24 protein-coding genes and 1 riboswitch are annotated in these 22,266 nt (G+C 41.1%); of the genes, 10 read left to right on the top strand and 14 right to left on the bottom strand.

All coding sequences use genetic code 11. From position 1 onward, the window contains the following. The first annotated feature begins 63 nt into the window (after positions 1-63). From thiD to AC6UDE_RS01945, 7 genes are all read left to right on the top strand, one after another. Positions 64-864, top strand: coding sequence for a bifunctional hydroxymethylpyrimidine kinase/phosphomethylpyrimidine kinase (gene thiD, locus AC6UDE_RS01975; protein WP_500696479.1), 801 nt, complete (start codon positions 64-66; stop codon positions 862-864). 185 nt (positions 865-1,049) lie between these two features. After that, the gene (locus AC6UDE_RS01970; RefSeq protein WP_500695304.1) at positions 1,050-1,655 is read left to right on the top strand and encodes a 5' nucleotidase, NT5C type; all 606 of its coding nucleotides are present in this window, start codon (positions 1,050-1,052) and stop codon (positions 1,653-1,655) included. A gap of 13 nt (positions 1,656-1,668) precedes the next feature. Continuing rightward, a complete protein-coding gene (fba, locus tag AC6UDE_RS01965; RefSeq protein WP_500696478.1) occupies positions 1,669-2,547 on the top strand; it encodes a class II fructose-1,6-bisphosphate aldolase in 879 nt (292 codons plus the stop codon). Between the two features lie 339 nt (positions 2,548-2,886). Then, positions 2,887-4,398: a glycerol kinase GlpK gene (gene glpK, locus AC6UDE_RS01960; protein ID WP_500696477.1), complete on the top strand. Its 1,512-nt coding sequence runs from the start codon at positions 2,887-2,889 to the stop codon at positions 4,396-4,398. Beyond that, positions 4,391-6,208 (top strand): FAD-dependent oxidoreductase, encoded by a 1,818-nt coding sequence (locus AC6UDE_RS01955; protein ID WP_500696476.1) that lies wholly within the window; start codon positions 4,391-4,393, stop codon positions 6,206-6,208. Before glpK ends, AC6UDE_RS01955 begins: the two co-directional genes overlap by 8 nt. Continuing rightward, positions 6,201-6,986: a triose-phosphate isomerase gene (gene tpiA, locus AC6UDE_RS01950; protein ID WP_500696475.1), complete on the top strand. Its 786-nt coding sequence runs from the start codon at positions 6,201-6,203 to the stop codon at positions 6,984-6,986. Before AC6UDE_RS01955 ends, tpiA begins: the two co-directional genes overlap by 8 nt. A gap of 2 nt (positions 6,987-6,988) precedes the next feature. Then, positions 6,989-7,693 (top strand): MIP/aquaporin family protein, encoded by a 705-nt coding sequence (locus AC6UDE_RS01945; RefSeq protein ID WP_500693445.1) that lies wholly within the window; start codon positions 6,989-6,991, stop codon positions 7,691-7,693. A 114-nt stretch (positions 7,694-7,807) separates the two neighbouring features. On the opposite strand, the gene AC6UDE_RS01940 is transcribed toward AC6UDE_RS01945, so the two are convergent. Both AC6UDE_RS01940 and AC6UDE_RS01935 read right to left on the bottom strand, forming a co-directional pair. Beyond that, a complete protein-coding gene (locus AC6UDE_RS01940; RefSeq protein WP_500696474.1) occupies positions 7,808-7,987 on the bottom strand; it encodes a hypothetical protein in 180 nt (59 codons plus the stop codon). A gap of 1 nt (position 7,988) precedes the next feature. Then, positions 7,989-8,693 carry an NAD(P)H-dependent oxidoreductase gene (locus tag AC6UDE_RS01935; RefSeq protein WP_500696473.1) on the bottom strand — a complete coding sequence of 235 codons (705 nt, stop codon included), beginning with the start codon at positions 8,691-8,693 and terminating at the stop codon, positions 7,989-7,991. Between the two features lie 202 nt (positions 8,694-8,895). On the opposite strand from AC6UDE_RS01935, the gene AC6UDE_RS01930 reads away from it, so the two are divergent. Further along, positions 8,896-9,096: a cold-shock protein gene (locus AC6UDE_RS01930; RefSeq protein ID WP_010022560.1), complete on the top strand. Its 201-nt coding sequence runs from the start codon at positions 8,896-8,898 to the stop codon at positions 9,094-9,096. A gap of 69 nt (positions 9,097-9,165) precedes the next feature. On the opposite strand, the gene AC6UDE_RS01925 is transcribed toward AC6UDE_RS01930, so the two are convergent. The 3 genes from AC6UDE_RS01925 to AC6UDE_RS01915 form a co-directional block, all read right to left on the bottom strand. Further along, positions 9,166-9,690, bottom strand: coding sequence for a TetR/AcrR family transcriptional regulator (locus tag AC6UDE_RS01925; RefSeq protein WP_500695318.1), 525 nt, complete (start codon positions 9,688-9,690; stop codon positions 9,166-9,168). Between the two features lie 75 nt (positions 9,691-9,765). Next, the gene (locus AC6UDE_RS01920; RefSeq protein WP_500693441.1) at positions 9,766-10,047 is read right to left on the bottom strand and encodes a hypothetical protein; all 282 of its coding nucleotides are present in this window, start codon (positions 10,045-10,047) and stop codon (positions 9,766-9,768) included. 71 nt (positions 10,048-10,118) lie between these two features. Further along, the gene (locus tag AC6UDE_RS01915) at positions 10,119-10,283 is read right to left on the bottom strand and encodes a hypothetical protein (RefSeq protein ID WP_500693440.1); all 165 of its coding nucleotides are present in this window, start codon (positions 10,281-10,283) and stop codon (positions 10,119-10,121) included. A gap of 192 nt (positions 10,284-10,475) precedes the next feature. Between AC6UDE_RS01915 and AC6UDE_RS01910 the strand changes: the two genes are divergently transcribed. Then, positions 10,476-11,513 carry a YczE/YyaS/YitT family protein gene (locus AC6UDE_RS01910; protein ID WP_500696472.1) on the top strand — a complete coding sequence of 346 codons (1,038 nt, stop codon included), beginning with the start codon at positions 10,476-10,478 and terminating at the stop codon, positions 11,511-11,513. A gap of 69 nt (positions 11,514-11,582) precedes the next feature. Here the strand turns inward: AC6UDE_RS01910 and AC6UDE_RS01905 are convergent, their stop codons facing one another. From AC6UDE_RS01905 to purB, 3 genes are all read right to left on the bottom strand, one after another. Next, a complete protein-coding gene (locus AC6UDE_RS01905; RefSeq protein WP_500696471.1) occupies positions 11,583-12,968 on the bottom strand; it encodes a class II fumarate hydratase in 1,386 nt (461 codons plus the stop codon). Positions 12,969-13,001: 33 nt separating this feature from the next. Next, on the bottom strand, positions 13,002-13,565 hold the full coding sequence (locus AC6UDE_RS01900) for an ECF transporter S component (protein ID WP_500696470.1): 564 nt from the start codon (positions 13,563-13,565) through the stop codon (positions 13,002-13,004). 68 nt (positions 13,566-13,633) lie between these two features. After that, a riboswitch (TPP riboswitch) is annotated at positions 13,634-13,725 on the bottom strand. Positions 13,726-13,800: 75 nt separating this feature from the next. Beyond that, positions 13,801-15,096 (bottom strand): adenylosuccinate lyase, encoded by a 1,296-nt coding sequence (gene purB, locus AC6UDE_RS01895; protein WP_500696469.1) that lies wholly within the window; start codon positions 15,094-15,096, stop codon positions 13,801-13,803. Positions 15,097-15,300: 204 nt separating this feature from the next. Between purB and AC6UDE_RS01890 the strand changes: the two genes are divergently transcribed. Beyond that, the gene (locus AC6UDE_RS01890; RefSeq protein WP_500696468.1) at positions 15,301-16,569 is read left to right on the top strand and encodes an adenylosuccinate synthase; all 1,269 of its coding nucleotides are present in this window, start codon (positions 15,301-15,303) and stop codon (positions 16,567-16,569) included. Positions 16,570-16,614: 45 nt separating this feature from the next. Here the strand turns inward: AC6UDE_RS01890 and AC6UDE_RS01885 are convergent, their stop codons facing one another. The 6 genes from AC6UDE_RS01885 to AC6UDE_RS01860 form a co-directional block, all read right to left on the bottom strand. Continuing rightward, a complete protein-coding gene (locus AC6UDE_RS01885; protein WP_500696467.1) occupies positions 16,615-17,712 on the bottom strand; it encodes a M24 family metallopeptidase in 1,098 nt (365 codons plus the stop codon). A gap of 75 nt (positions 17,713-17,787) precedes the next feature. Next, on the bottom strand, positions 17,788-18,570 hold the full coding sequence (locus AC6UDE_RS01880; RefSeq protein ID WP_500696466.1) for a biotin--[acetyl-CoA-carboxylase] ligase: 783 nt from the start codon (positions 18,568-18,570) through the stop codon (positions 17,788-17,790). A 3-nt stretch (positions 18,571-18,573) separates the two neighbouring features. After that, positions 18,574-19,155, bottom strand: a complete 582-nt coding sequence (locus AC6UDE_RS01875; RefSeq protein WP_500696465.1) for a 4'-phosphopantetheinyl transferase family protein — start codon at positions 19,153-19,155, stop codon at positions 18,574-18,576. A 114-nt stretch (positions 19,156-19,269) separates the two neighbouring features. Continuing rightward, a complete protein-coding gene (accA, locus tag AC6UDE_RS01870; RefSeq protein WP_500696464.1) occupies positions 19,270-20,040 on the bottom strand; it encodes a carboxyltransferase subunit alpha in 771 nt (256 codons plus the stop codon). Next, positions 20,033-20,875, bottom strand: a complete 843-nt coding sequence (locus AC6UDE_RS01865; RefSeq protein ID WP_500696463.1) for an acetyl-CoA carboxylase carboxyltransferase subunit beta — start codon at positions 20,873-20,875, stop codon at positions 20,033-20,035. Before AC6UDE_RS01865 ends, accA begins: the two co-directional genes overlap by 8 nt. Further along, complete coding sequence (locus AC6UDE_RS01860) at positions 20,856-22,235, bottom strand: acetyl-CoA carboxylase biotin carboxylase subunit (RefSeq protein WP_500696462.1); 1,380 nt, start codon at positions 22,233-22,235, stop codon at positions 20,856-20,858. Before AC6UDE_RS01860 ends, AC6UDE_RS01865 begins: the two co-directional genes overlap by 20 nt. Between the last annotated feature and the right edge of the window lie 31 nt (positions 22,236-22,266).

The following is a 22,266-nucleotide window of genomic DNA, read 5'->3' as shown; positions in this document are numbered from 1 at the left end:
TCTTAGTATTATAATACATGGAACAGGTAAAAATCAAATCAAACTAGAATGGAGACGCAAAAAATGGCTAAAGATTATCCACAAGCAGTAACGATTGCTGGAAGCGATAGCGACGGTAGTGCTGGCGTCCAAGCTGATTTAAACACTTTCTTTGCCCGTCGGGTCTATGGGGCATCGATTATCACAGCATGTGTATCGGGTAATTCATATGGGATTCACGATAGCGTTAACATGCCGACTAGTTTTATTGACCAGGAATTTAAAGACCTCGGTGATGATTTTCACATCTTGGCTGCTAAAACTGGCATGTTATCAGACGCTAACATCATTAATACAGTCGTAAAAGATTATCAGCTCTATGACTTTGGCCCCCTCGTGGTTGATCCAGTAATCACCACCAAATTTGGTACCATGCTTTTAGAAGCGGATGCTTTTGACGCCATGAAAAACCAACTGGTTCCCATGGCAACCGTCCTCACGCCGAACTTTTTTGAAGCGCAAAAGTTGACTGGTTTAGACGTTGACGATCCCAACTTTATGGCAAAATCAGCTCAAGTCATGCAGGACATGGGGGCTAGTAACGTAATTGTCAAAGGACGCCATGATGACCCTAGTCAGACCAAGGTTTCTGACTACGTTTTACTTGAAGACGGCAAACATTTTAATATCGACGGCCCTTATTTTACTACCGACCGTAAAAACGGAACTGGTGATACTCTTTCAGCTGGCATTACCGCTGAACTGGCAAAGGGACACACTGTTGCCGATTCCATTAAGATTGCCAAACAATACGTTGATGGCGCAATCGAAGACGAGATCCAAGTTGGTCATAAATATGGTCCAATCAATCATTGGGCAAGATAATTTAGGAATTAATATTTGTAAGACGCAAATTCATTACGTAAGGGATGAGTTTGCGTCTTTTTTGGATTGATCTCAATTTTCATTTGAGGCAAATTAATCATAATGTGGTATGTTCTAATTATCCAAGCTTAAATAATTTTGATTATTAATTTATTGATCAAAAAAGGAAAGGAATCTTATGTTTCATGAAAGCAAACAAACCAATAAAATTATTTTTAGACATGGATAACGTGTTAGTTAATACCATCCCTGTTCTAAACCAACGGGCGAAATCATTACCAACCGGAGCTCGTCCTGATCGGATCCCCGGCATCTTTAAGGATCTTGATCCGACCGAAAATGCGATTGAAAGTGTTAATCAATTAAAAAAATATTATGATTTGTACATCCTCACTACTGCTCCGTGGAGCAATCCAAGTGCTTGGCAGGATAAGGTAGCGTGGATTCAACGCTACTTTGGTCAAGAAAAAGGAAGCCCCTTTTACAAAAAAATCACAATGACTCACGATAAGAGTCTCGTTCACTACGTTGGTGGAATTCTGATCGATGATCGTCCGTATCATGGTGCCAGTGCTTGGAACGACACCAAAACCAACAGTGTGTGGATCCAATACGGATTTGATAAACGATTAACTTGGAAAGATGATCTAGTTCCATTCTTGATTAAAATTGCCCAATATGGCAATCAAACTAACCAGTTGATTGATGCCGTCAATCAGGCTAATGATCAAAATCCAAAATACGTCGTCCACGGAAATGTAAGTACGTTTCAAAAAGAAAATTGGGAATAAGGGAGAAAATAAAATGATTACAAACAGTACTGAAATGTTAGATAAAGCTCGAAAAGAACACTATGCCGTTCCGGCATTCAACGTTAATAATCTAGAATGGGCGAAAGCCATCTTAGAAGCATGTGAAGAAGCCAAGTCACCGGTCATTATGCAGGTTACTTCTGGTGCGGCCAACTACATGGGCAGTTTTAGATTAGCCTATGATTTGATCGTGGATATGCACAATGCACTAAACATCACCGTACCGGTCTCAATCCATCTCGATCACGGAAACTACTACGACTCCATTAAAACCCTTGGAATCAAGTTCACTTCAATCATGTTTGACGGGTCTGCCCTCCCGTTAGACGAAAACCTTGAAAAAACCAAGACCCTAATTAAGTTAGCACACGCAGAAGACGTTAGTGTCGAAGCTGAAGTCGGAACCATTGGTGGTGAAGAGGACGGAGTAATTGCTGATGGTGAAATTGCACCAGTTGATTCAGCCGTCAAAATGGCCGAGACTGGCGTAGACATGCTGGCAGTTGGTATTGGTAATATTCACGGTAAGTATCCAAAGGACTGGAAGGGTCTCAACTTTGCTCATCTAAAAAAGATCGACCAAGCCCTTTATGATAATACGGGAAAGCAAATCCCATTGGTTCTCCATGGCGGCTCTGGAATTCCTGATGACCAAATCAAAAAGGCCATTCAATTAGGAATCTCTAAGATCAACGTCAATACTGAGGGACAATTAGCTTTCCACCAAGCAATGCGTGACTACGTCCACTCTGATAAAGACCTCGAAGGAAAAAATTATGACCCCCGAATCTTCTTAAAGGCTGGAACCAACGCGCTTAAAAACATGTGCCTAGACCGGATTAGAGTCTTTGGATCAGAAAACAAAGCCTAATTCATACCCGTTATCAAAATAATTAATTCATCTGGATTCACATTTATCCAAAAATGTGAATCTTTTTTTATTCCATCAGTTCATTTATCAACTACATATAATAAAATGAATAAAGTTTAACGAACGTTAACCCACGTGATTACTCATTTTCTTACTCAAAGCCGGATATTATCCAGGATGTTTTTATTGTGAAATTTGATATTGGTAGTATACTAACCGTTAAAGAAAACGTTTTCTTTAGTTTATGAATGCTGCCATCAAGCGAATCCTAGGAAAATGGCACATTTAATAATTATGTGAAATATGGTTTATTTGTGAAAGTAAGAAGTGATAGACAAAATGAAAAAATATATTTTAGTAATTGACGAAGGAACCACCAGTGTTCGCGCTATCATTTACGATAAAAACGCAAACGTGGTATCTAGCGATCAAAAAGAATTAACCATGTATTTCCCGGAACCCGGTTGGGTAGAACAGGATGCCAACGAAATTTGGTTAACTGCCCAAGCCGTAATGGCAACTGCCATTATCAAGGGCCGGATTAATCCGAATGAGATCGCTAGTATCGGGATTACTAACCAACGAGAAACCACCGTGATCTGGGATAAAGAAAGTGGATTGCCCATTTCTAAGGCCATTGTGTGGCAATCACGTCAAACTGCCCCACTAGCCAAAACGATGATTGATGCCGGTTATAAGAGCATGGTGCAAAAGAAAACCGGCTTAATTATCGATGCGTATTTTTCTGCCACTAAAATAAGATACATTTTGGATCAAGTCTCCGGTGCCCAGCAACGAGCCGAAAATGGTGAACTTCTATTTGGCACGATTGACAGTTGGTTGCTTTGGAAACTAACTGGCGGCGAAGTCCACGCGACCGATTATTCGAACGTTTCTCGAACCATGTTATATAACATCGAAAATCTCGACTGGGATCCAGAACTATTGAACATTCTCAATATTCCTAAAGTTATGCTTCCAGAAGTTAAGGACTCATCAGGGGTCTTTGGTAAAAGTCTTCCGGAAAACTTTTTTGGTGCTGCGGTTCCCATCTCTGGAATCGCAGGTGATCAACAGGCCGCTCTGTTTGGTCACTTAGCGGTTAATTCCGGTGATGTTAAAAACACTTATGGCACCGGTTCCTTTATTGTGATGAATACGGGAAAAAAGCCCAAATACTCACACAACGGCTTATTAACCACGATTGGTTATGGAATTGGTGGTCAAATTACCTACGCTTTGGAGGGATCCGTGTTTATTGCTGGTTCCGCCATCCAGTGGCTAAGGGATCGCATGCAGTTAGTTAAAACGGCTCCCGATACCGAAAATCTAGCCAACAAGTCTAATAATCACAACGAGGTTTATGTCGTCCCAGCATTCACTGGATTAGGTGCTCCGTACTGGAATCCAGACGCGCGTGGTGCGGTCTTCGGTTTATCACGTGGAACCACCAAAAATGACTTTGTTAAGGCAACGTTACAGTCCATTGCCTATCAAAGTCGGGACGTTGTTGGTGCCATGGTAAATGATACTAATATGCCAGTCACCAACCTCCATGTTGATGGGGGAGCCTCGTTAAATAACTATTTAATGCAGTTTCAATCCGATCTCTTAGAGACCTCAGTCGTGAGATCAAAAGACATTGAAATGACAGGACGTGGTGCCGCCTATTTAGCCGGACTAGCCATTGGATTCTGGAAGAGTATTGACGAACTTAAAAAACTTCAGCCTGAGCCAACCATTTTCAATCCCAACATGGAAAAAGATGAAGCAGAAAGCTTATATTCGGGCTGGAAACAAGCAGTTAAGGCAACTGAATCATTTAAGCTTCAGGAGAATGAAAATGAATAACTTTTCGTATAAAAACCGAAATCAAGATATTGATCAACTTAAAAATGATGACTTTGACGTCACAATCATTGGCGGTGGCATCACTGGAGCAGGCATTGCCGTTCAGGCCGCTGCTTCAGGTCTCAAAACCGCTTTAATTGATATGCAGGATTTTGCTGAAGGAACCAGTAGTCGTTCGACCAAACTCGTTCATGGGGGAATTCGATACCTCAAGACTTTTGATATTGACGTCGTAAACGACACCGTCAAGGAACGGGCCATTGTGCAACATATTGCTCCACACATCCCTCGTCCTTCTAAAATGCTACTGCCACTTTACGATAATAAAGATGACACCTTCACCCCGTTAAGCGCAGAAGTCGCCATGGCCATTTACGATCGTTTAGCCAACGTTTCAAAAGACAGTCCCTTTGCACACCAAACACTGTCAAAAGCGGATGCAGAGAAAAAATTACCCAACCTAAACCACAATCATTTAGTTGGGATGGGAGTCTATCTTGATTACAAAAATAACGATGCGCGCCTCACAATCGAAAACATTAAACAAGCAGTCAGTGATGGTGCCGTTGCAGTTAGTCATGTTAAAGCAGTCAACATCGAAAACGATCACAATCAAAAGATTGTAAACGTGATTGATAGAGAAGATAACACCGAATTTCCAATTAAATCCAAAATCGTCATCAATGCGGCAGGCCCTTGGTACGATGGTATTGTTAAAATGTTTGATTACGATCATAAGCAAAAAATCAGACCTACCAAGGGAGTTCACTTAGTAGTTGATCAAAGCAAACTTAAGGTGCCCCTCCCCGTTTACTTAGACTCTGGGTTAGACGACGGTCGGATGATTTTTATCATCCCAAGATTTGGAAAAACTTACTTTGGAACGACGGACACGGATTACGATGGTGATTACAGCAACCCAACCGTTAATCAAAAAGATGTTGACTATCTCTTAAAGGCCGTTAACCAACACTTCCCAAACGCTAACTTAACGACTAACGATATAGAAGCAAGCTGGGCTGGCATTCGTCCTTTGATTGAATCCGGTGATTATAACGGGAATACCACGCACAAAAACTTAAATGACGACGATCTGCACCACTTAGACACTAAAATCAATCAATACTTTAACCAACAGATTGACCACAACGACGTTAACAATTACGTTCATTCGGTAGTTTCAAACGACCAAAGTGCTTCAAGTGTTTCACGTGGATTTGAAATCAAACTGGTCGACGGTGTCATCAACGTCTCTGGCGGTAAATTAACTGATTACCGGCTAATGGGCGAAGACACGATGAAACTCGTCAAAAAAGAACTGGAACAAAAATTTGATCAACCTGTTTCATTAATTGACTCTAAAAATTACCAAATCTCTGGTGGCCACTTCGATTCAAACGACGTTAACGGCAACATTAAAAGTTATGCTGCCACCTTAGTCAACCGCGGCTTAGGCACCAAGGAAGCCATGGCGATTGCCAACCTGTTTGGATCAAACACTCCCTTAATCGCTAACTACGTTGCCAGTGGCGTCACTGCGCCAGGTTTAACTTTGGCAGAAACAAGTGTTCTTCACTACTCAATTGATCACGAAATGATCAGTCGTCCAATCGACTTCTTACTTAGAAGAACGAACTACCTCCTATTTGATTCTGAGAAAACCGATCAAATCGAGAGGCCGGTCATCGATGAAATGAGCCGCCAATTAGGCTGGGATCGAGCAACTAAAGAAAACATGACCAGGGAATACTTTAAGATCCGCCATCAGTCTCAATTAAAGAACCTAAAGGAGACTAGTCTCAATGAGTAATCGAATTCCACTTATTTTAGCAAATTGGAAAATGAACAAAACCAGCAAAGATATTGAGGACTTCTTAAAATCATTAGAAGGTAAGTTGCCTGATAAAAACCTCGTTCAAGTTGGCATTGCGGCTCAAAACGTCTACCTTTATAAAATGGTTCAGTTCATTCAATCCCAAAAAGAGCCCATCGAAGTTTTTGCCGAAAATTTGCACTGGGCCGACGAAGGTCCGTACACCGGAGAAACGTCCCCGGTTGCATTATCAGACCTTGGAATCAATGGTTCTATAATTGGTCACTATGAACGCCGCAAGATGTTTAAAGAAACGAACGGTACAATTGGATTAAAAATCATGGGCAGCTTTCGCAATCACCTCACTCCGGTAGTGGCAATCTCAGAAGATACCTCAACCTATAATCCTGATGATCTGGAGATGTCACCCTTAACCGAAATTGCCGTTTCATTTGCTGGCATCAACAAAAAGGATGCTGAACATTTAGTCATTGCATACGAACCATCGTGGTCCATCGGTGCTGCTAAAACAGCCTCATTAGCGGAGATTGAACATGCAGCACGGGTGATTCGCACCTCCCTTAAGATTATTTTCGGAAATGACACTGCCGAAAAGATCAGGATTCAATACGGTGGAGCAGTCACCCCAGAAAATGCCAAAGCCATTTTTTCATTACCAAATATCGACGGACTGCTGATTGGAAGAGCCTCATTATCTTCAGATACCTTTCTTAAAATCATCAATGACGTGGCCGAAGTTCAAAGAGGAACCTAATAATGAAATTAAAAATCTTTGGTGAACTGGTTGGGACTGCCTTATTAATCTATTTAGGAACAGGCCTCATCATTTTCAGCGGACCGTACGCTGACCAGTTAGGTCCGTCGGTTGGGTGGGGTCTCACCTTATCCATTCTGGTTTATGCCACTGGACCACTTTCAGGAGCTCATCTAAATCCAGCCGTAACCCTTACCATGTATTTAACTAAAAGAATGCCCGGAAAAGAGGCGATTATTTATGTAATTAGTCAACTAGTCGGCGGTCTCTTAGGTGAAATTTGTGTCGTTTTAACCTACGTCTCACTGCTTAACAAGACTGGTGAAAGTTGGAACAAGGAAGTTAGCACTAATTATTTAGGTGGAACGGTCTTCCCCCACATCTCCGCTCCAATTGCTTTCTTCACCGAAGTTCTACTGACCACCACTTTGTTAATTGTGATCCTAGTCTTAAACCATTCTAAAACAAATATGTATGCCATTCAGTCACCAATTGCCGTCGGCTTTACCATCTTTGTTTTGGTAATTGTTGGTGGTAAGTTAACCGGCGCTTCAATGAATCCCGTCCGATCATTGTTCCCCGCTATTTTTGCTGGTGGATTAGCATTAAAATCACTATGGCTTTATCTAACAGCACCACTTGTCGGTTCGATTCTGGCAGCCTTAATAAACCAATACATTATTTCAGACCGAAGCGAACGAATTTAGTATTATAAATAAAAAAGCTCCCAAACCGGAGCTTTTAAATCAAACCTTACCCACAGGGGCTCGTCTTTAACGACGGGTCCCTTTTGTTGTCAATACCATCAACGTAAAGAGTCCTTACCATTTTTCGGGACTCCAACTTCTCCCATCAATTTCATTTTCAGCCTGCTCATTTCTTTTGGCCTGTTCTTTAACTAACTGTTTACATCCATATAACAGTGAACGATTAATAAATGACGTCTGGGTCTTAATTAATTCATTAATCTTATTAGTCGTCCATTCTTCGTTATCATCCATATTAGTCTTCCTCCTGATTCCGAATTAGGTTAATTTGTTCCTTTAAGTCATTTAAATTATCTTGACTGGTTTCCACTTCTTTAATAATTAAATCCAAATCCTGCTTATGTGATTTCATACTTCCAGTTGCCAATTTCTTTAGTTGAAAAGCCATCCACGTCTCACGTTCGTTAAAGTTAAAGGGATACTTAGCTGTCAAATACATCTGATAGTCAACAAGCAACTTTTTTTTCTCATCATCCGACATGTACCCGAATTGCGAAATCACAAGTGGTTTCATAAACTTCATACCCGCTTGTCTAGCAAGGGCTTCGTATGGTGTCATAATTTGAGAAATACTAAAGGATTGACTAGCACCCACCGCAAACGATGATTTAGGGTAGCCCACACTCGTCACGATTCCGAGTTTCTTGCCCTTTAAACGGCCATCTTCATTAGCGTACGTGTAGGCCCGACTTAAGACCTCATCCTCCCAAACTTTAAGCGATGAGGGGGCACTATACCAATAAAGTGGAAACTGAAAAATGATCCGATCAGCCTTATTTAAGAGGTCACGCTCAGCTTGCACATCAATTGGATTACTTCCATATATTTCATCTAAACAGTGCCATGTAACATCGGCTAAATCAGCTTGACTGGTTCTTAGAAATTCCTGGGTAATTGAGTCCTGAAATTTGGGGTGCGAAACGATTATTAATGTTTTCATGCCTTCATCTTCTTTTAATTGATTAATATAAGTCTATCATATTGACATCAGTAGAATTTATGTTATATTTAAATAGATGTGTGAATGGTTTCGAGTTTCTAAGGTTTCTTGTTTTGTATTATTATGAAATGACTTCCTTTTAAGATTCAAACTAAGCAACACTGAAAAATTTATTGCGCTATGCGCTAGGAGGTTTCATATTATGAAACAAGGTACTGTTAAATGGTTTAACGCTGACAAGGGTTATGGTTTTATTACTACTGATGATGGTGATGTATTCGTACATTACTCAGCTATCAACAAGGATGGCTTCAAGACCCTTGACGAAGGCGAAAAGGTTACTTTGGACGTTGAAGAAGGAGACCGTGGTCCCCAAGCTGCTAACGTTACTCCAATGGACTAATTTTAGCCAAACAAAAAGAGTTCTGCAATCGCAGAGCTCTTTTTTTATACATATTTTTAAATTAAAAAATTAGTTAACCTTAAAGTTCATGTACTTCGATGCAAAGATGACCAATTCTTCAACGGGCTCTTCCATCCCGTCTTCTGTCCACGTTAGTAAAACTTCAGTTAAACCACCTGAAATCAACGCAATTAGCATTTTCGATGAATTGGCGCGCAACTCTAATATATCGTCGTCAACCAAATTCGTAATGTATTTTTTTAAGATTTTAAGTAACAAATAAGACAGATCATTATCAACGATTACATCCATCATCCGCTTATTCTCTTTAATAATCGTAAAGAAAGTCGTTGCCAGGCCGTTAAAATTAGAGACCTTTTGCGCTAATAAACGATTAATAAAGGTTGAAAAGGTCTCCTGAAATTGACCAACGATGACGTCTTCCTTGGTATGGAAGTTACGATAAAACGTCATCCGGGAAACCCCAACATGTTTGGAAATGTCTTTCACCGTAATTTCTTGATAAGACTTAGTTTGGAGCATCTCAAACGTTCCTTCAATTATTCTCTTTTTGGCTGTTTCTTTTTTTGCCATATTTTCACCATTCGACCATAAACATGAGAGATTAACTTGGCAAATAAATAAGCGTGAAGAATGTTCTCCTCACACTTATTTATTTTTTAACGAGTCAAGTTGCGTTTGCAATTCATGATACTGATTTGATAATTCCATGTATTCAGTACTCATTTTATTATATTTATTTTCATACTGAGTAGCTCGATCGAGAGCATTTTTTAATTCGTCTTGAAACTGGACCACCTGTGACTTCAAATCACTAGTGCTCTTATCTGAAATGTCAGTACCACTTGTCAAAGCTTGAATTTTACTTTTAAGCTCTTTATTACGAGCCAATAAATCTTTGACCTGTTGTTTCAAATCTGAATCAACCATTATACTCACTTCCTAGACAATTGCATTTTAGTTGAAACCGCAGCACCTTGCAATTAAATTACTAAAATTTACTAAGTTAACGGTTTCAAGATGGGTGCAATCATTGCTCTGGCTGATTTACTCAATTGAAGTTTCTTATTGTGCATTAGCTGATGAACTCGAAAAAGGTTATTTTCACGCTGTTGCCAGTCTTTGACTGGTAGAGCGCCTTGCTTGTTTAATACTTTAATATTCATAAGCAATCCCTCCAAATACAAAATCAACTTAAATGATTAGTTCAAGTTAACAAGAATTATAATACATATTTCAAAATTAGTCATCTCTTGTAATTTATTGCTCGTATCAATACGTTTGTGCCGCCCAGCCCTTACAATCCTGTATGCAATAAGTTATAATACAAATATCAAATTAAGAAGGAAGTCTATTCAATGAGTAATTCTACCCAATCAGGCAATACTGCCGCACCACAAATGACTTGGTACGGTAAAACATTTAATATATTACTTAAAGTTTTAATGTCGTTTGTTGGTATCACCATGTTATCACTTGGTGCCACGTTACTTCGATCAAGCAAGATTTTAGGTCTTGATCCTTTTACTGCCGTTAATATTGGTATGTCAAACCATCTGCACATGTCACTTGGTTTGTACCAGTTACTGGCTAACCTGGTAATCTTCGTGTTTGTCTTGTTCCTTGACCGTCACATGATCGGAATTGGAACCATCATGAACATGGTGTTAGTTGGATTTGAGATTCAAATTTTCACTCAATTTTACCAACAAATCTTTCCGTCGGGGATTAACTTCTTCGTAATCGTTGCTAATGCCTTCTTGGGACTAATCCTATTTACGGCTGGTAGTTCAATCTACATGGCTCCTAATCTTGGTGTTGCCCCCTATGATGCCATTGCTCCAATTGTATCATCACGACTACACATCAAGTACAAGACGGCTCGTGTGATCCAAGATATCCTCTTCTTGATTGCCGCTGTCCTTGCTGGTGGCCCCGTTGGATTTGCATCAATCATCGTCGCCTTCTTTGCCGGTCCACTAATTTCCTACTGGAACAAACACATTAGTGACCCCATTGTTAACGGAATTGACGACTTCAGTGAACAGCCAACGGTTAAACACGCCGCTAGTACGATTTCTAAGGCGACGTTATCTGGGTACCATTATCTAACCCATGCTTATAACGCCACTTTAAACGTTCAGATGAACTTATCAGGGTACACTAATCAACAGTTAGGGACTCGTCTTCACGACGCCCAAACGAACATGGAAGACTCACAGAAGGCTTACAATGCTTACCGGACCCAGTACAGAATGTTGATGGCAGAAATGATGAAACGAAGCAAAAACGGTAACGTTAATCCACAATCAACTGGTAGTACTGCTGATAGTGCTCCTCAAAATTCAAAAAATTCTGATGCCAACAATAATAATCTCAATGATTCCAAAAAGTAATTAAATACCCAAAAGGTCCAGCAATAACGGAGACGTTAGTTGCTGGACCTTTTTTATTTACAATCTTGATCATTGTTCGCGCTTATAATTAGTCATTTTTAATGGCTCAACCCATTTATCAAAGTTATCACCAGTAACGTACCCAGAATCAATAGCCGCTTGCCTAAGATTCGTCTTTCCCTTTAAAGCGGCATTGGCAATCTCAGCTGCTCGATGATAGCCAATGTGTGGCGACAATGCCGTCACCGTCATCAAAGAATTATGGACCAACTCCTCCATGCGATCTTGGTTGACTTCAATCCCTTTGACCATCAAGTCCGTAAAATGGCTTAAGATGCCTGTCAGTGACTGAACGGAATCAAGAAAACAGGATATGATAATTGGCTTATAGACGTTCATTTCAAAATTTCCTTGAGTGTTAGCAACTTCGATGGTCGTATCATTTCCCATGATGCGCGCTACTACCATATCCATGGCTTCACCCTGAGTCGGGTTCACCTTGCCAGGCATAATCGATGACCCAGGTTCATTAGCGGGAATTTTAATCTCACCGTAACCAGCTCTAGGACCACTCGCTAGAAATTTAATGTCATTGGCAATTTTCATCAGATCAGTTGCAAGCGTCCGCACAGCCCCATGCGTCATGGTAATGGCCGAATGGGAAGCTAATCCATAAAATTTATTTTCAACTTCAAACGGCTCATGATACTTATTACCCAGGGTTTGAACCATTTCCTTATCAAAGTCTTCCGTCGTATTAAGGCCGGTTCCGACAGCGGTTCCACCAATTGGTAGACCCAGGAGTGACTTCGAATTGTCCCTCACAAAATCAAGGTCGTGTTGAATGGTGCTAGCCCATCCCGACACTTCCTGTCCAAATGTCATTGGAGTGGCGTCCTGTAAATGAGTGCGCCCAATCTTAACCACATCCCAATACTTTTTCTGTAAGTGATGCATAACATCAATTAAGTGCCCCAACTCTGGTAACAGCTGATTGATGGCAACCAGACTTGCAATGTTCATTGCCGTTGGAAACGTATCATTTGAACTCTGGGAATGATTAACATCATCATTTGGTAAAACATTAATCTTTGGATTAATCTGATTAGCAACGTGGGCAATCACCTCGTTCACGTTCATGTTAGTCTGAGTTCCCGATCCAGTTTGGTAAATGTGTAACGGGAAGTTTTGCATTAATTGATTATCGGAAAGACTCAATAGTTTTTGGGCACCCTGCTCAATCAACTCACCCTTTTTTCGATCGATGGTGTCTTGTTTGATGCTCACCTCGGCGGCACTGGCTTTAATGTTTATGAGAGCGCGAATTACCAATACTGGTAACTTGGGACCGACAGGAAAATTATGCCGGCTCCGCTCGGTTTGAGCACCCCACAAAGCATCCTTTGGCACCTTGACGTCTCCAAGCGTGTCACTTTCAATTCGATAATCAGACATTTTGTCATCCCCTAATTAAATATTGGGTACGACTTATCTGCTTAAGACCTGACTTTTTTCTAGTAAACGACTGATGAAATAAGTCAGCACTCCACTGAATAAGAAGACCGATACAAGCCGGGTTAGAAACAGTAGGAGTAAAAATCCAAAATGATAATTTGCGTATCCACTTTTGATCATATCCCAAGCAAACGTAATTACCGTGGTGGTAATCGTCGTACTTATGATTCCTAACCAATCATAATGCTTATATCCCAATACGGCAAATCCTAACTCAGACGATAGTCCTTGAATTAAGCCGGATAACAAATCAGCAATTCCCCACTGACTGCCAAGGATCATCTCGACGAAGGCTCCCAGTAACTCACCAAGGGTAGCGGAAAATGGGATGCGAATGATAAACGCTGCTAACGGTCCAGCAAGCGTCCATAATCCAAAGGTGGCTTCGTTTGCCAACGGCTGCAATCCAAAGGGTGTAAGTGCCGCAGCTAAGATATTATAGAGAAATGAAGTTCCCCAAAAAATCACTCCACAAAAAGCACCAATCAATGTAACTAAAATAATGTCCTTTAAATGCCATTCTCTCAAAATTTTCATGTGATCTCCTCCAATAAAAAAAAGTTCCTGGATCTACCCCGGGAACTTCAACACATGATTAAAAATGACACTTGTAGTGTAGTCGGATCCCTTCGCAGGTCTTAACCTGATCAGGTTCAATGGGTATTATCTCAGCCTTTCGGCACCCCAGAATTATATAATTCAATTTAATAATATACTGACTGAATGGTAAAAGCAATCAAAATGGAGATGCATTAATGCAACTCCATTTAACCTATTCTAATCCGACCCGTTTGAAAATATCATCAACGTGTCTAAGGTGATAATGATAATCAAACGCATCGTTAATTTCTTGGTTAGACAATCGTTCATTAATCTGATCGTTAGCTTTAACTAACTTTTCAAATGACTCACGGTTTTCCCATGACTGAGCCGTTAGTGGTTGAACTAAGTCGTAAGCCGCTTCCCGGCTCATCCCTTTATCAATTAGTTTTAGCATTACTCGTTGACTGTAAATTAGGCCATAAGTTAAATTCATATTTTCCTTCATCCGCTTTGGGAACACGTCTAGATTTGAAAGAATGTTGTTGAAACGATGGAGCATGTAATCTAAGAGCGTGGTACTCTCTGGTAGAATAATTCGCTCAGCCGAAGAATGGGAAATATCACGTTCATGCCACAAAGAAACGTTCTCGTAGGCAGTGGTGATTAGTCCACGCATGGTTCTGGCCAATCCACAAATGTTTTCTGATCCAATTGGGTTCCGTTTATGTGGCATTGCCGAAGAACCCTTTTGACCAGGATTAAAATGCTCTTCTACTTCATGAATCTCAGAACGTTGCAAACCACGGATCTCCGTTGCAAAATTTTCAAGACTAGTGGCAATCAACGCCAAAGTGGCGATATATTCGGCATGCAAATCACGAGGTAAGACTTGACTAGTGATTTCTTGGGCACGTAGTCCTAATTTATTACACACGTAAGCCTCTACCTGAGGATCGATGTTAGCAAATGTCCCAACGGCTCCAGAAATTTTCCCGGCTTCCACTCCGGCAGCTGCTTCGTTAAATCGTTTTAGGTTTCGTTTCATTTCTGAATACCAACGTGCCATCTTTAAGCCAAAGGTCATTGGTTCCGCCTGAACCCCATGGGTTCTTCCAATTTCAACCGTATCCTTATATTTTAAGGCTTTCTGCTTAATGGTATCCATTAAAGTTAAAATATCCTGACGAAGAATCTCGTCAGCCTGCTTTAGTCTAAGTCCCTGAGCGGTATCGACAACATCAGTACTAGTAACGCCGTAATGGATCCACTTTTTTTCGGGGCCAAGCGACTCCGAAACATCGCGGGTAAAAGCCACCACATCATGGTGAGTTTCCGATTCAATCTGTGCAATGCGGTCCACGTCAAAGGTCGCGTTTCTTTTAATGGCAATAATGTCAGCATCTGGAATCTTACCTAACTTATTCCATGCTTCATCAATCGCAATCTCAACTTCAAGCCATGTCTGATACTGATTCTGCTTACTCCAAATTCGCTTCATTGGTGCTCTTGTATAACGCTCAATCATTTCATTCACCTCATTATAATTACAGGATAATCTTACATAATGTTTTCTTTTCAGTCAAATCAACGCCACTACTACTTTATTATAATTCTAATATTCAATAAAACACGAACATTATTTTTAACAATATTTTGAACGTTCTTGATTTTTCCATATGTGATTGGTAAACTGTTCTTGGTCAAAAAATTCATTTACGAGGTGCTATTTATGTCTGTAACAGTTGTTGTTGGTAGTCAATGGGGCGATGAGGGCAAAGGAAAGATTGTCGATACCCTAAGTGCTGACGCAGATATCATTGCTAGATATCAGGGCGGTGACAATGCTGGTCACACCATTGTGTATCACAATCAAAATTTTCACGTTCAACTTGTTCCGTCCGGAATTTTCTATTCTGACAAGTTGGCAGTAATTGGAAACGGCGTTGTTTTGAACCCCAAGTCACTATTTAAAGAAGTCGACTATCTAAACGAACATGGTGTTTCTACCGACAACCTCCGTGTATCATCTCGTGCTCAAGTCATCATGCCATACCATCCTCTTTTTGATAAGCTTCAAGAGGAACACAAACATCATAAGATCGGGACGACCCAAAAGGGAATTGGCCCTGCTTACATGGACAAGGTTGCTAGGGTTGGAATTCGGGTGGCTGATTTAATTGATCCGGCAACTTTCAAGAAGCGTTTGAAAGACGTCTTGGCTGAAAAGAACGAAATTTTGGTTAAACTATACAACCATGAGCCCCTTAATTTTGAAGAAATCTATAATGAATACGTCCAGTTAGGGAAACGATTAAAACCATACGTAACCGAAACCTCCGTTCTTTTAAACGATGAAATCGATCATAACCAAAACGTCCTGTTTGAAGGTGCTCAGGGAATTATGTTAGACGTTGACCATGGGACATATCCCTACGTCACTTCTTCGAACCCCGTTGCCGGAGGCGCTGCCGTTGGTGCTGGGATTGGACCCAGCAAGATTGATCGGGTCATTGGAACTTGTAAAGCCTATACTTCACGTGTCGGTGAGGGACCATTTCCAACGGAACTACTAGACGAGACCGGTAACTACATCAGAGAAACCGCCCATGAGTACGGGGTTGTGACCAAGCGTCCCAGACGAATCGGTTGGTTTGACAGCGTTGCCTTAAGACACGCTCGTCGTGTTTCTGGTCTAACCCACCTAGCCTTAAACTGTCTGGATGTTTTAGACGGATTAAAAGAAATTAAGATTTGTACCGCATATGAACTAGACGGTAAGAAAATCACTTATTACCCCGCTAACTTGGATATCTTGGACAAGTGCAAACCGGTCTACGAAACGCTCCAAGGATGGAACGAGGATATCACTAATTGTGATACCTACGACAAGCTTCCTAAAAACGCCCAAAAGTTTCTTGACCGGGTTTCAGAACTTGTAGGTATCCCGTTAATCACTTTCTCAACTGGTCCCAAGCGAGAACAGACCCATCAAATGTAAAAAATAAGACCCTGGATAAAATCCAGGGTCTTTTTATGTCAACTCTTATACATAACGTAATTCTTTGGACGTGTGAGTAAATGGTTCATTTCCATCCTTGGTTAAGTGGATGCAATCTTCAATTCGAACCCCAGCTACGCCAGGAATGTAGATACCAGGTTCAATTGAAAAGCACATGCCTTCCTTTAAAATCATCTTATTGCCCTCCATGATTGAAGGGAATTCATGCTCACCCATCCCCATGCCGTGGCCTAAACGGTGGATGAAGTATTTACCATAACCAGCCTTGTCAATGATATCTCTTGCAACCGCATCCAGGTCTTCGGCCCGAATACCTGGTTTAGCGGCAGATTGGGCAGCTAACTGAGCTTCCAAACAAACATCATAAATCTCTTTTTGTTTGGCCGGAATTTTATCACCAACAGCGACCGTCCGGGAAGCATCAGAGATGTAGCCATTATGAACCGTTCCTAAATCAAATAATAACAGGTTATCGTTCTTAATCTTGTTCATATCAGTAGCACCATGTGGTTCCGCCGCGTGAGGTCCAGTCTGAACCAGAGTATCAAAACTCATGTTCATAACCCCTCTGACTTTTTCTTGGTACTCAATCTCAGCAGCCACTTCTGCTTCCGTTTTACCGGCTTTAGCGGTCTCAAAACCAACTTGAAAAGCAAAGTCGGCTTCTTTTCCAGCAGCGTCTAACTGTTCAATCTCATACGGCGTCTTAATTACCCGCAGTTCACTAACTTCTGGAGCCACGTTAGTGCTAAAGTCAGCCTTCGGAAATTCGGCTTGAAGTTGTTGATAGCGACTAATGACCAAGTTGTCGTCTTCAATCCCAAATCGCTTGGGATCAGGATTTACATCACGAATGTGCTTTGCGATCAGTTTAAAGGGATCTTCATGGTCTAAGTAACCATAAACGGGATACTTCCAACCTGACTCCTTTATGGCCTCCACTTCGAGTTCTGGTGCAAACAGAAATGGTTCCGCATCAGGAAAAATAAAAAGTGCCAACACCCGTTCAACGGGATCACTACCAAAACCAGTAAAGTACTTAATATCCTCAAAATTACTGATGTAAGCAACATCAAGCTTCTTTTGGTTAACGTAGTCTCTCATTTCATTTAATTTAACCATAATAAGACCTCCTGAATTTGTTGCTAATTTTAGCATACAATTAAATTTAATCAACACAAAAAGAAAAACCTAACATTAATCGTCAGCTTTCATCTTCCTAATATGTCTGGTCACATTCGGATCCAGGTTTAACGTTTGCTGGTCTCGTGTCTTTAACAAAAGGTGCCCACGTTCGTCGATTCCCGCTAATTTCCCAGTGATTTCATTATCATGATTGATCAGGGAAACTTGTTCGTTAAACCACAACAGCCGCTTAGTATATTGATTAATAATCCGATCATCGTCCCACTCGCGATAGACCTTATACAAATGGTCATAAACCGAAGCAATTAACTGGTTCCTTTTAAGTGGTGGTACCACGTTTAAACTCCCCACCATTTGGTCACCATTACGTGAAAACGGCATGATCCCAATATCGAGGCCAATGCCCATGATAAAGTTCTCGGGCTCGTTATCTTCGTTACTCTGAATTTCAGTTAAAATCCCACAGACCTTACTGTCATCGTGATACACGTCATTCACCCATTTTAATTGAGTATCGATGTTGTAGACCAGTTTAATAGCGTCCGTAACGGCAATGCCAATTCCAAGCGTTAAGATACCTGGATTATCAAGATACCTTGGTTGGGCCTGAAACACCACCGTAAAATAAACGCCGTTGTTTGCAGGAGAATAAAAATGATGGCCATTTTGGCCTTTCCCCTTCGTCTGTTCGTTAGCAATGATCATGCCAGGACGATGCCAAACCTCCACTTGAGCCTCTTCGTTAGTCGACGGCAATTGGTCATAAACCTCGATTTGATCAATGGGATTACTAATTAAGCTATGAATTACGCGTGCATTTAAAATATCGTTCATGATTTATTCACTCACCTGGGTAGCAAGTGTCCCAATGTACTTCCATCCCACGTCCAAAAAGTTAATCTGGTACAAATCATCGTTTCTTCTAGCACTTTCCATGTGAGGTAATGAAACCTCAACGGACTTGGGTTTTCCGATCAATCCGACTCCTTGAAGTTTTAAGACCGCTTCCTTGATGGTCCATAATCTTAAGGCTTGTTCACCTTGCCGTTCGCCCTTTAAATTCTTTAAGTAATCAAGTTCCGCTGGGGTGAAAGCCTTGGTAATCCTGGTGTAGTCATAAGGACGAATCTGTTCTAAGTCAACTCCAATTGGTTGATCAGAAATTACCACCAAAACCGCGTCATGAGAGTGAGCAATGTTAAAATGATAGCCATTTGGCACAAAATAGGGTTTCCCGTAATGTCCAAAATCAATGTCAACGTTTTTAATGGCGTCTTGTACTGGCATTCCCACCAATTTAGCTAACAAAACCCTTCCCACAAGCGTCTGTTGCTTTTTGGGCTTATCGGTGATTCCTAGGTCTTGGTAGTATGGTTGAAATGCTTTTGTGGTGATCGAATCACTTAAAAATTTAATCATGCTAATTCCTCATTTTCATTTTATTAGACCTGATTGGGTCCGAGAGATAAAAAATAAGAGTCTCACTATTTCAACAGATACAATAGTAACACTCTCATACGTCTTGGTCATTGACTAAAAATTACGGTACCTAGCAAACCGCTTCTTAAGCATCTCATCCTTTGGCATCGCATTTAGTTCTTTAATTTTTTTAACCAAATCACCACGAAACCGTTCAAAACCATCGGCGGTATTTACTTCAGGAATAATCCGATCAATGATTCCTTCTTTTAGTAAGTCATCTGGAGTCAACTTCATGACTGAAGCAGCTTCTTTCATCCGACTAGCATCTTTCCACAAAATGGTGGCATATCCTTCTGGGGAAAGAACCGAATAGATACTATCCTCAAAAGCCCAGACGCAGTCACCAACAGCTAATGCCAGGGCACCACCACTGCCACCTTCACCAACAATCACACTTACGTAAGGAACTTTCAGTTGCATTCCCTGTAAGATTAATTGCGCAATCGTATAGCCAATCCCGTGGTACTCGGCTTCTACACCAGGATAAGCTCCAGGAGTATTAATCAAGGTAACAATTGGACGATTGAATTTTTCGGCCTGCTTCATCAATCGCAGCGCTTTGCGGTATCCGTCAGGCTCAGCCGAACCAAAGTGCCTTTCGATGTTGGAATTTAGATCCGAGCCCTTTCTAATCCCAATCAACGTCATCGGAATTTCATCAAGGGTTCCAATCCCAGCGTATACGGCGGGATCATCACCATATGCACGATCACCATGCAATTCCATGAAATCTTCCGTAATTCCGTTGATGAGATCATCAACCCCAATCTTACTGGCAGCTCTAGCGTTTACAACTTTATCCCATGCAGTTGGTTTACTCATTATTATCACCTACCCGATGCCACTTTAGGATTTTATTAAGTGTCTCCTTTAGATCACGTCGTCTCACGACTCCATCCAAAAACCCATTTTTAAGTAATGTCTCTGACCTTTGAAAGTCTTTTGGTGGACGCTGTTGAATCGTTTTTTCAATCACACGACGTCCCGCAAAACCAATCAAAGCGTGGGGCTCTGACAAAATAATGTCGCCCTGCATTGCAAAACTGGCAGTTACACCACCAGTAGTGGGATCACAGGGAACACTGACGTACAGTAAGCCCGCTTTACTGTGTTGCGCAACCGCTTCAGACACTTTGGCCATCTGCATCAGGGAATGAATCCCCTCTTGCATCCGGGCTCCTCCAGAAGCAGTAAACACAATCACAGGAAGCTTCTTTTTCGTTGCCGTTTCAAACAGTCGTGCCAGAATCTCACCCGTTGCCGTCCCAAGGCTTGCCATTACAAAGCGCCAGTCCATCGCAGCCATCGCTACCTGATTTCCATCAATGGTACCAATCCCAGACAAAACACTTTCATTTAGACCAGTCACCGCGCGTGCCTTCTTCAATTTAGCTACGTACTTTTCGTCGTTAAACTTTTTGGAAGCCTTTAAATCAGTATTAATGGGTGTGAAGTCGTCACACATTAACTCAATTCGCTCTTTAGCACCAATCCGAAAGGCATAGTAACAATTAGGGCACTCTTTATACCTGCCAAGATCTTTCTTGTAAAAACTCTTCTGACAAATCGGACACTTAACCCAGATGTGATCGGGGATTTGGTCCATCCGCTGACTTAACTCTTTTTGACTAATACTTTCAAACCGTTTGCTTGTCATACTGCTTCATCCATTCTTTTAAGAACGTACTCTCAATGTAATTATTGTTAAAATCACCAGTCAAAAAATGCTGATCAGAAATCAAACCAATCAAGAAATCGCGATTGGTGGTGGCCCCCTTCACAACAAATTCGTTCAAAATTTGCTTCATTTCGGACACGGCTTCCCGTTTTGTCGGTTTATGCACGATAACTTTAGCAATCATCGAATCATAGTAAGGTGAAATCATGTCGCCAGCTTCCACCCCAGAATCAATTCGAATGGAATCAGATTCATGGGTAAATTTCACCTGCTGAAGTTTACCAGGTGATGGAGCAAAATTATTGCTAGGATCCTCGGCATCGATCCGACATTCAAGTGAGTAACCCTTGACCGCACAATCTTGCTGATTAAATGGCAGATTTTGACCCTCCGCCACTAAAATCTGAGCCTTAATAATCTCTACTCCAGTAACCTCTTCGGTAACGGTATATTCAACTTGAAGCCTCGTATTCATTTCCATAAAATAAAAATGTTTTTCTTTATCCATCAAAAATTCGAAGGTTCCGGTATTAGTGTAGCCAATTCCCCTAGCGGCTTTAGCCACGGTCTGTCCAAGTTCTTGGCGTTTTTCAGGCGTAATTTTTAAACACGGACTTTCTTCGATTATTTTTTGATGATTTCGTTGCATTGAGCAATCTCGCTCCGGAAAATAGACCACGTGGCCGTGTTCATCAGCAATGACCTGCATTTCAATGTGTTTGGCATCATTTAAATCTTTTTCCATGTAAAGCCGGTCATCCCCAAATGAAAGTTTAGCTTCACGCTTAGTATCACTAAAGGCTTTTTTTAATTCAGATTCACTAGTAACTTTTCGAATTCCCTTACCGCCACCACCGGCAGCAGCCTTTAACATCACGGGATAACCAGTTTTTTGGGCCACTTCTTTAGCCTGGTCGTAAGTATCAACAAACCCATCGCTACCAGGGATAGTTGGAACGCCATTCTTTTTCATTGCTTCTTTGGCATTACCCTTATTCCCCATCAGATTAATTACTGAAGCGGTGGGACCAATAAATTTAATTCCGCACTGTTCACATAATTCAGCAAAATCAGCATTTTCAGACAAAAAGCCATACCCAGGATGGAGCGCATCACATCCGCAAAGAACCGCGGAATCAATAATTGCTGCCATGTTTAGGTATGACTCATCTGGAAACGGTCCACCAATACATACGGATTCGTCAGCTAATTTTACGAATAAACTATCAGCATCAGCGGTTGAATAAACCGCCACCGCCTTGATATTCATTTCGTGAAGTGCACGGATGATCTGAACTGCGATTTCACCGCGGTTTGCAACCAGCACTTTTTTAAACATTAAATCACCTTTTTAAAATAATATGAATTGA

The organism is Fructilactobacillus sp. X2R5C3 (assembly GCF_059901325.1).
This window is presented reverse-complemented; position numbering and strand designations above follow the sequence as displayed.

Coding starts and splice junctions, on each gene's coding strand:
- AC6UDE_RS01915 (WP_500693440.1), bottom strand. CDS start 10,283: ATGAATATTAAAGTATTAAACAAGCAAGGCGCTCTACCAGTCAAAGAC.
- AC6UDE_RS01920 (WP_500693441.1), bottom strand. CDS start 10,047: ATGGTTGATTCAGATTTGAAACAACAGGTCAAAGATTTATTGGCTCGT.
- AC6UDE_RS01875 (WP_500696465.1), bottom strand. CDS start 19,155: ATGATTAAATTTTTAAGTGATTCGATCACCACAAAAGCATTTCAACCA.
- AC6UDE_RS01935 (WP_500696473.1), bottom strand. CDS start 8,693: ATGAAAACATTAATAATCGTTTCGCACCCCAAATTTCAGGACTCAATT.
- AC6UDE_RS01880 (WP_500696466.1), bottom strand. CDS start 18,570: ATGAACGATATTTTAAATGCACGCGTAATTCATAGCTTAATTAGTAAT.
- purB (WP_500696469.1), bottom strand. CDS start 15,096: ATGATTGAGCGTTATACAAGAGCACCAATGAAGCGAATTTGGAGTAAG.
- AC6UDE_RS01910 (WP_500696472.1), top strand. CDS start 10,476: ATGAGTAATTCTACCCAATCAGGCAATACTGCCGCACCACAAATGACT.
- AC6UDE_RS01970 (WP_500695304.1), top strand. CDS start 1,050: ATGAAAGCAAACAAACCAATAAAATTATTTTTAGACATGGATAACGTG.
- AC6UDE_RS01925 (WP_500695318.1), bottom strand. CDS start 9,690: ATGGCAAAAAAAGAAACAGCCAAAAAGAGAATAATTGAAGGAACGTTT.
- AC6UDE_RS01905 (WP_500696471.1), bottom strand. CDS start 12,968: ATGTCTGATTATCGAATTGAAAGTGACACGCTTGGAGACGTCAAGGTG.
- AC6UDE_RS01885 (WP_500696467.1), bottom strand. CDS start 17,712: ATGGTTAAATTAAATGAAATGAGAGACTACGTTAACCAAAAGAAGCTT.
- AC6UDE_RS01890 (WP_500696468.1), top strand. CDS start 15,301: ATGTCTGTAACAGTTGTTGTTGGTAGTCAATGGGGCGATGAGGGCAAA.
- AC6UDE_RS01940 (WP_500696474.1), bottom strand. CDS start 7,987: ATGGATGATAACGAAGAATGGACGACTAATAAGATTAATGAATTAATT.
- AC6UDE_RS01930 (WP_010022560.1), top strand. CDS start 8,896: ATGAAACAAGGTACTGTTAAATGGTTTAACGCTGACAAGGGTTATGGT.
- AC6UDE_RS01945 (WP_500693445.1), top strand. CDS start 6,989: ATGAAATTAAAAATCTTTGGTGAACTGGTTGGGACTGCCTTATTAATC.
- AC6UDE_RS01900 (WP_500696470.1), bottom strand. CDS start 13,565: ATGAAAATTTTGAGAGAATGGCATTTAAAGGACATTATTTTAGTTACA.
- thiD (WP_500696479.1), top strand. CDS start 64: ATGGCTAAAGATTATCCACAAGCAGTAACGATTGCTGGAAGCGATAGC.
- AC6UDE_RS01865 (WP_500696463.1), bottom strand. CDS start 20,875: ATGACAAGCAAACGGTTTGAAAGTATTAGTCAAAAAGAGTTAAGTCAG.
- AC6UDE_RS01860 (WP_500696462.1), bottom strand. CDS start 22,235: ATGTTTAAAAAAGTGCTGGTTGCAAACCGCGGTGAAATCGCAGTTCAG.
- AC6UDE_RS01955 (WP_500696476.1), top strand. CDS start 4,391: ATGAATAACTTTTCGTATAAAAACCGAAATCAAGATATTGATCAACTT.
- accA (WP_500696464.1), bottom strand. CDS start 20,040: ATGAGTAAACCAACTGCATGGGATAAAGTTGTAAACGCTAGAGCTGCC.
- tpiA (WP_500696475.1), top strand. CDS start 6,201: ATGAGTAATCGAATTCCACTTATTTTAGCAAATTGGAAAATGAACAAA.
- fba (WP_500696478.1), top strand. CDS start 1,669: ATGATTACAAACAGTACTGAAATGTTAGATAAAGCTCGAAAAGAACAC.
- glpK (WP_500696477.1), top strand. CDS start 2,887: ATGAAAAAATATATTTTAGTAATTGACGAAGGAACCACCAGTGTTCGC.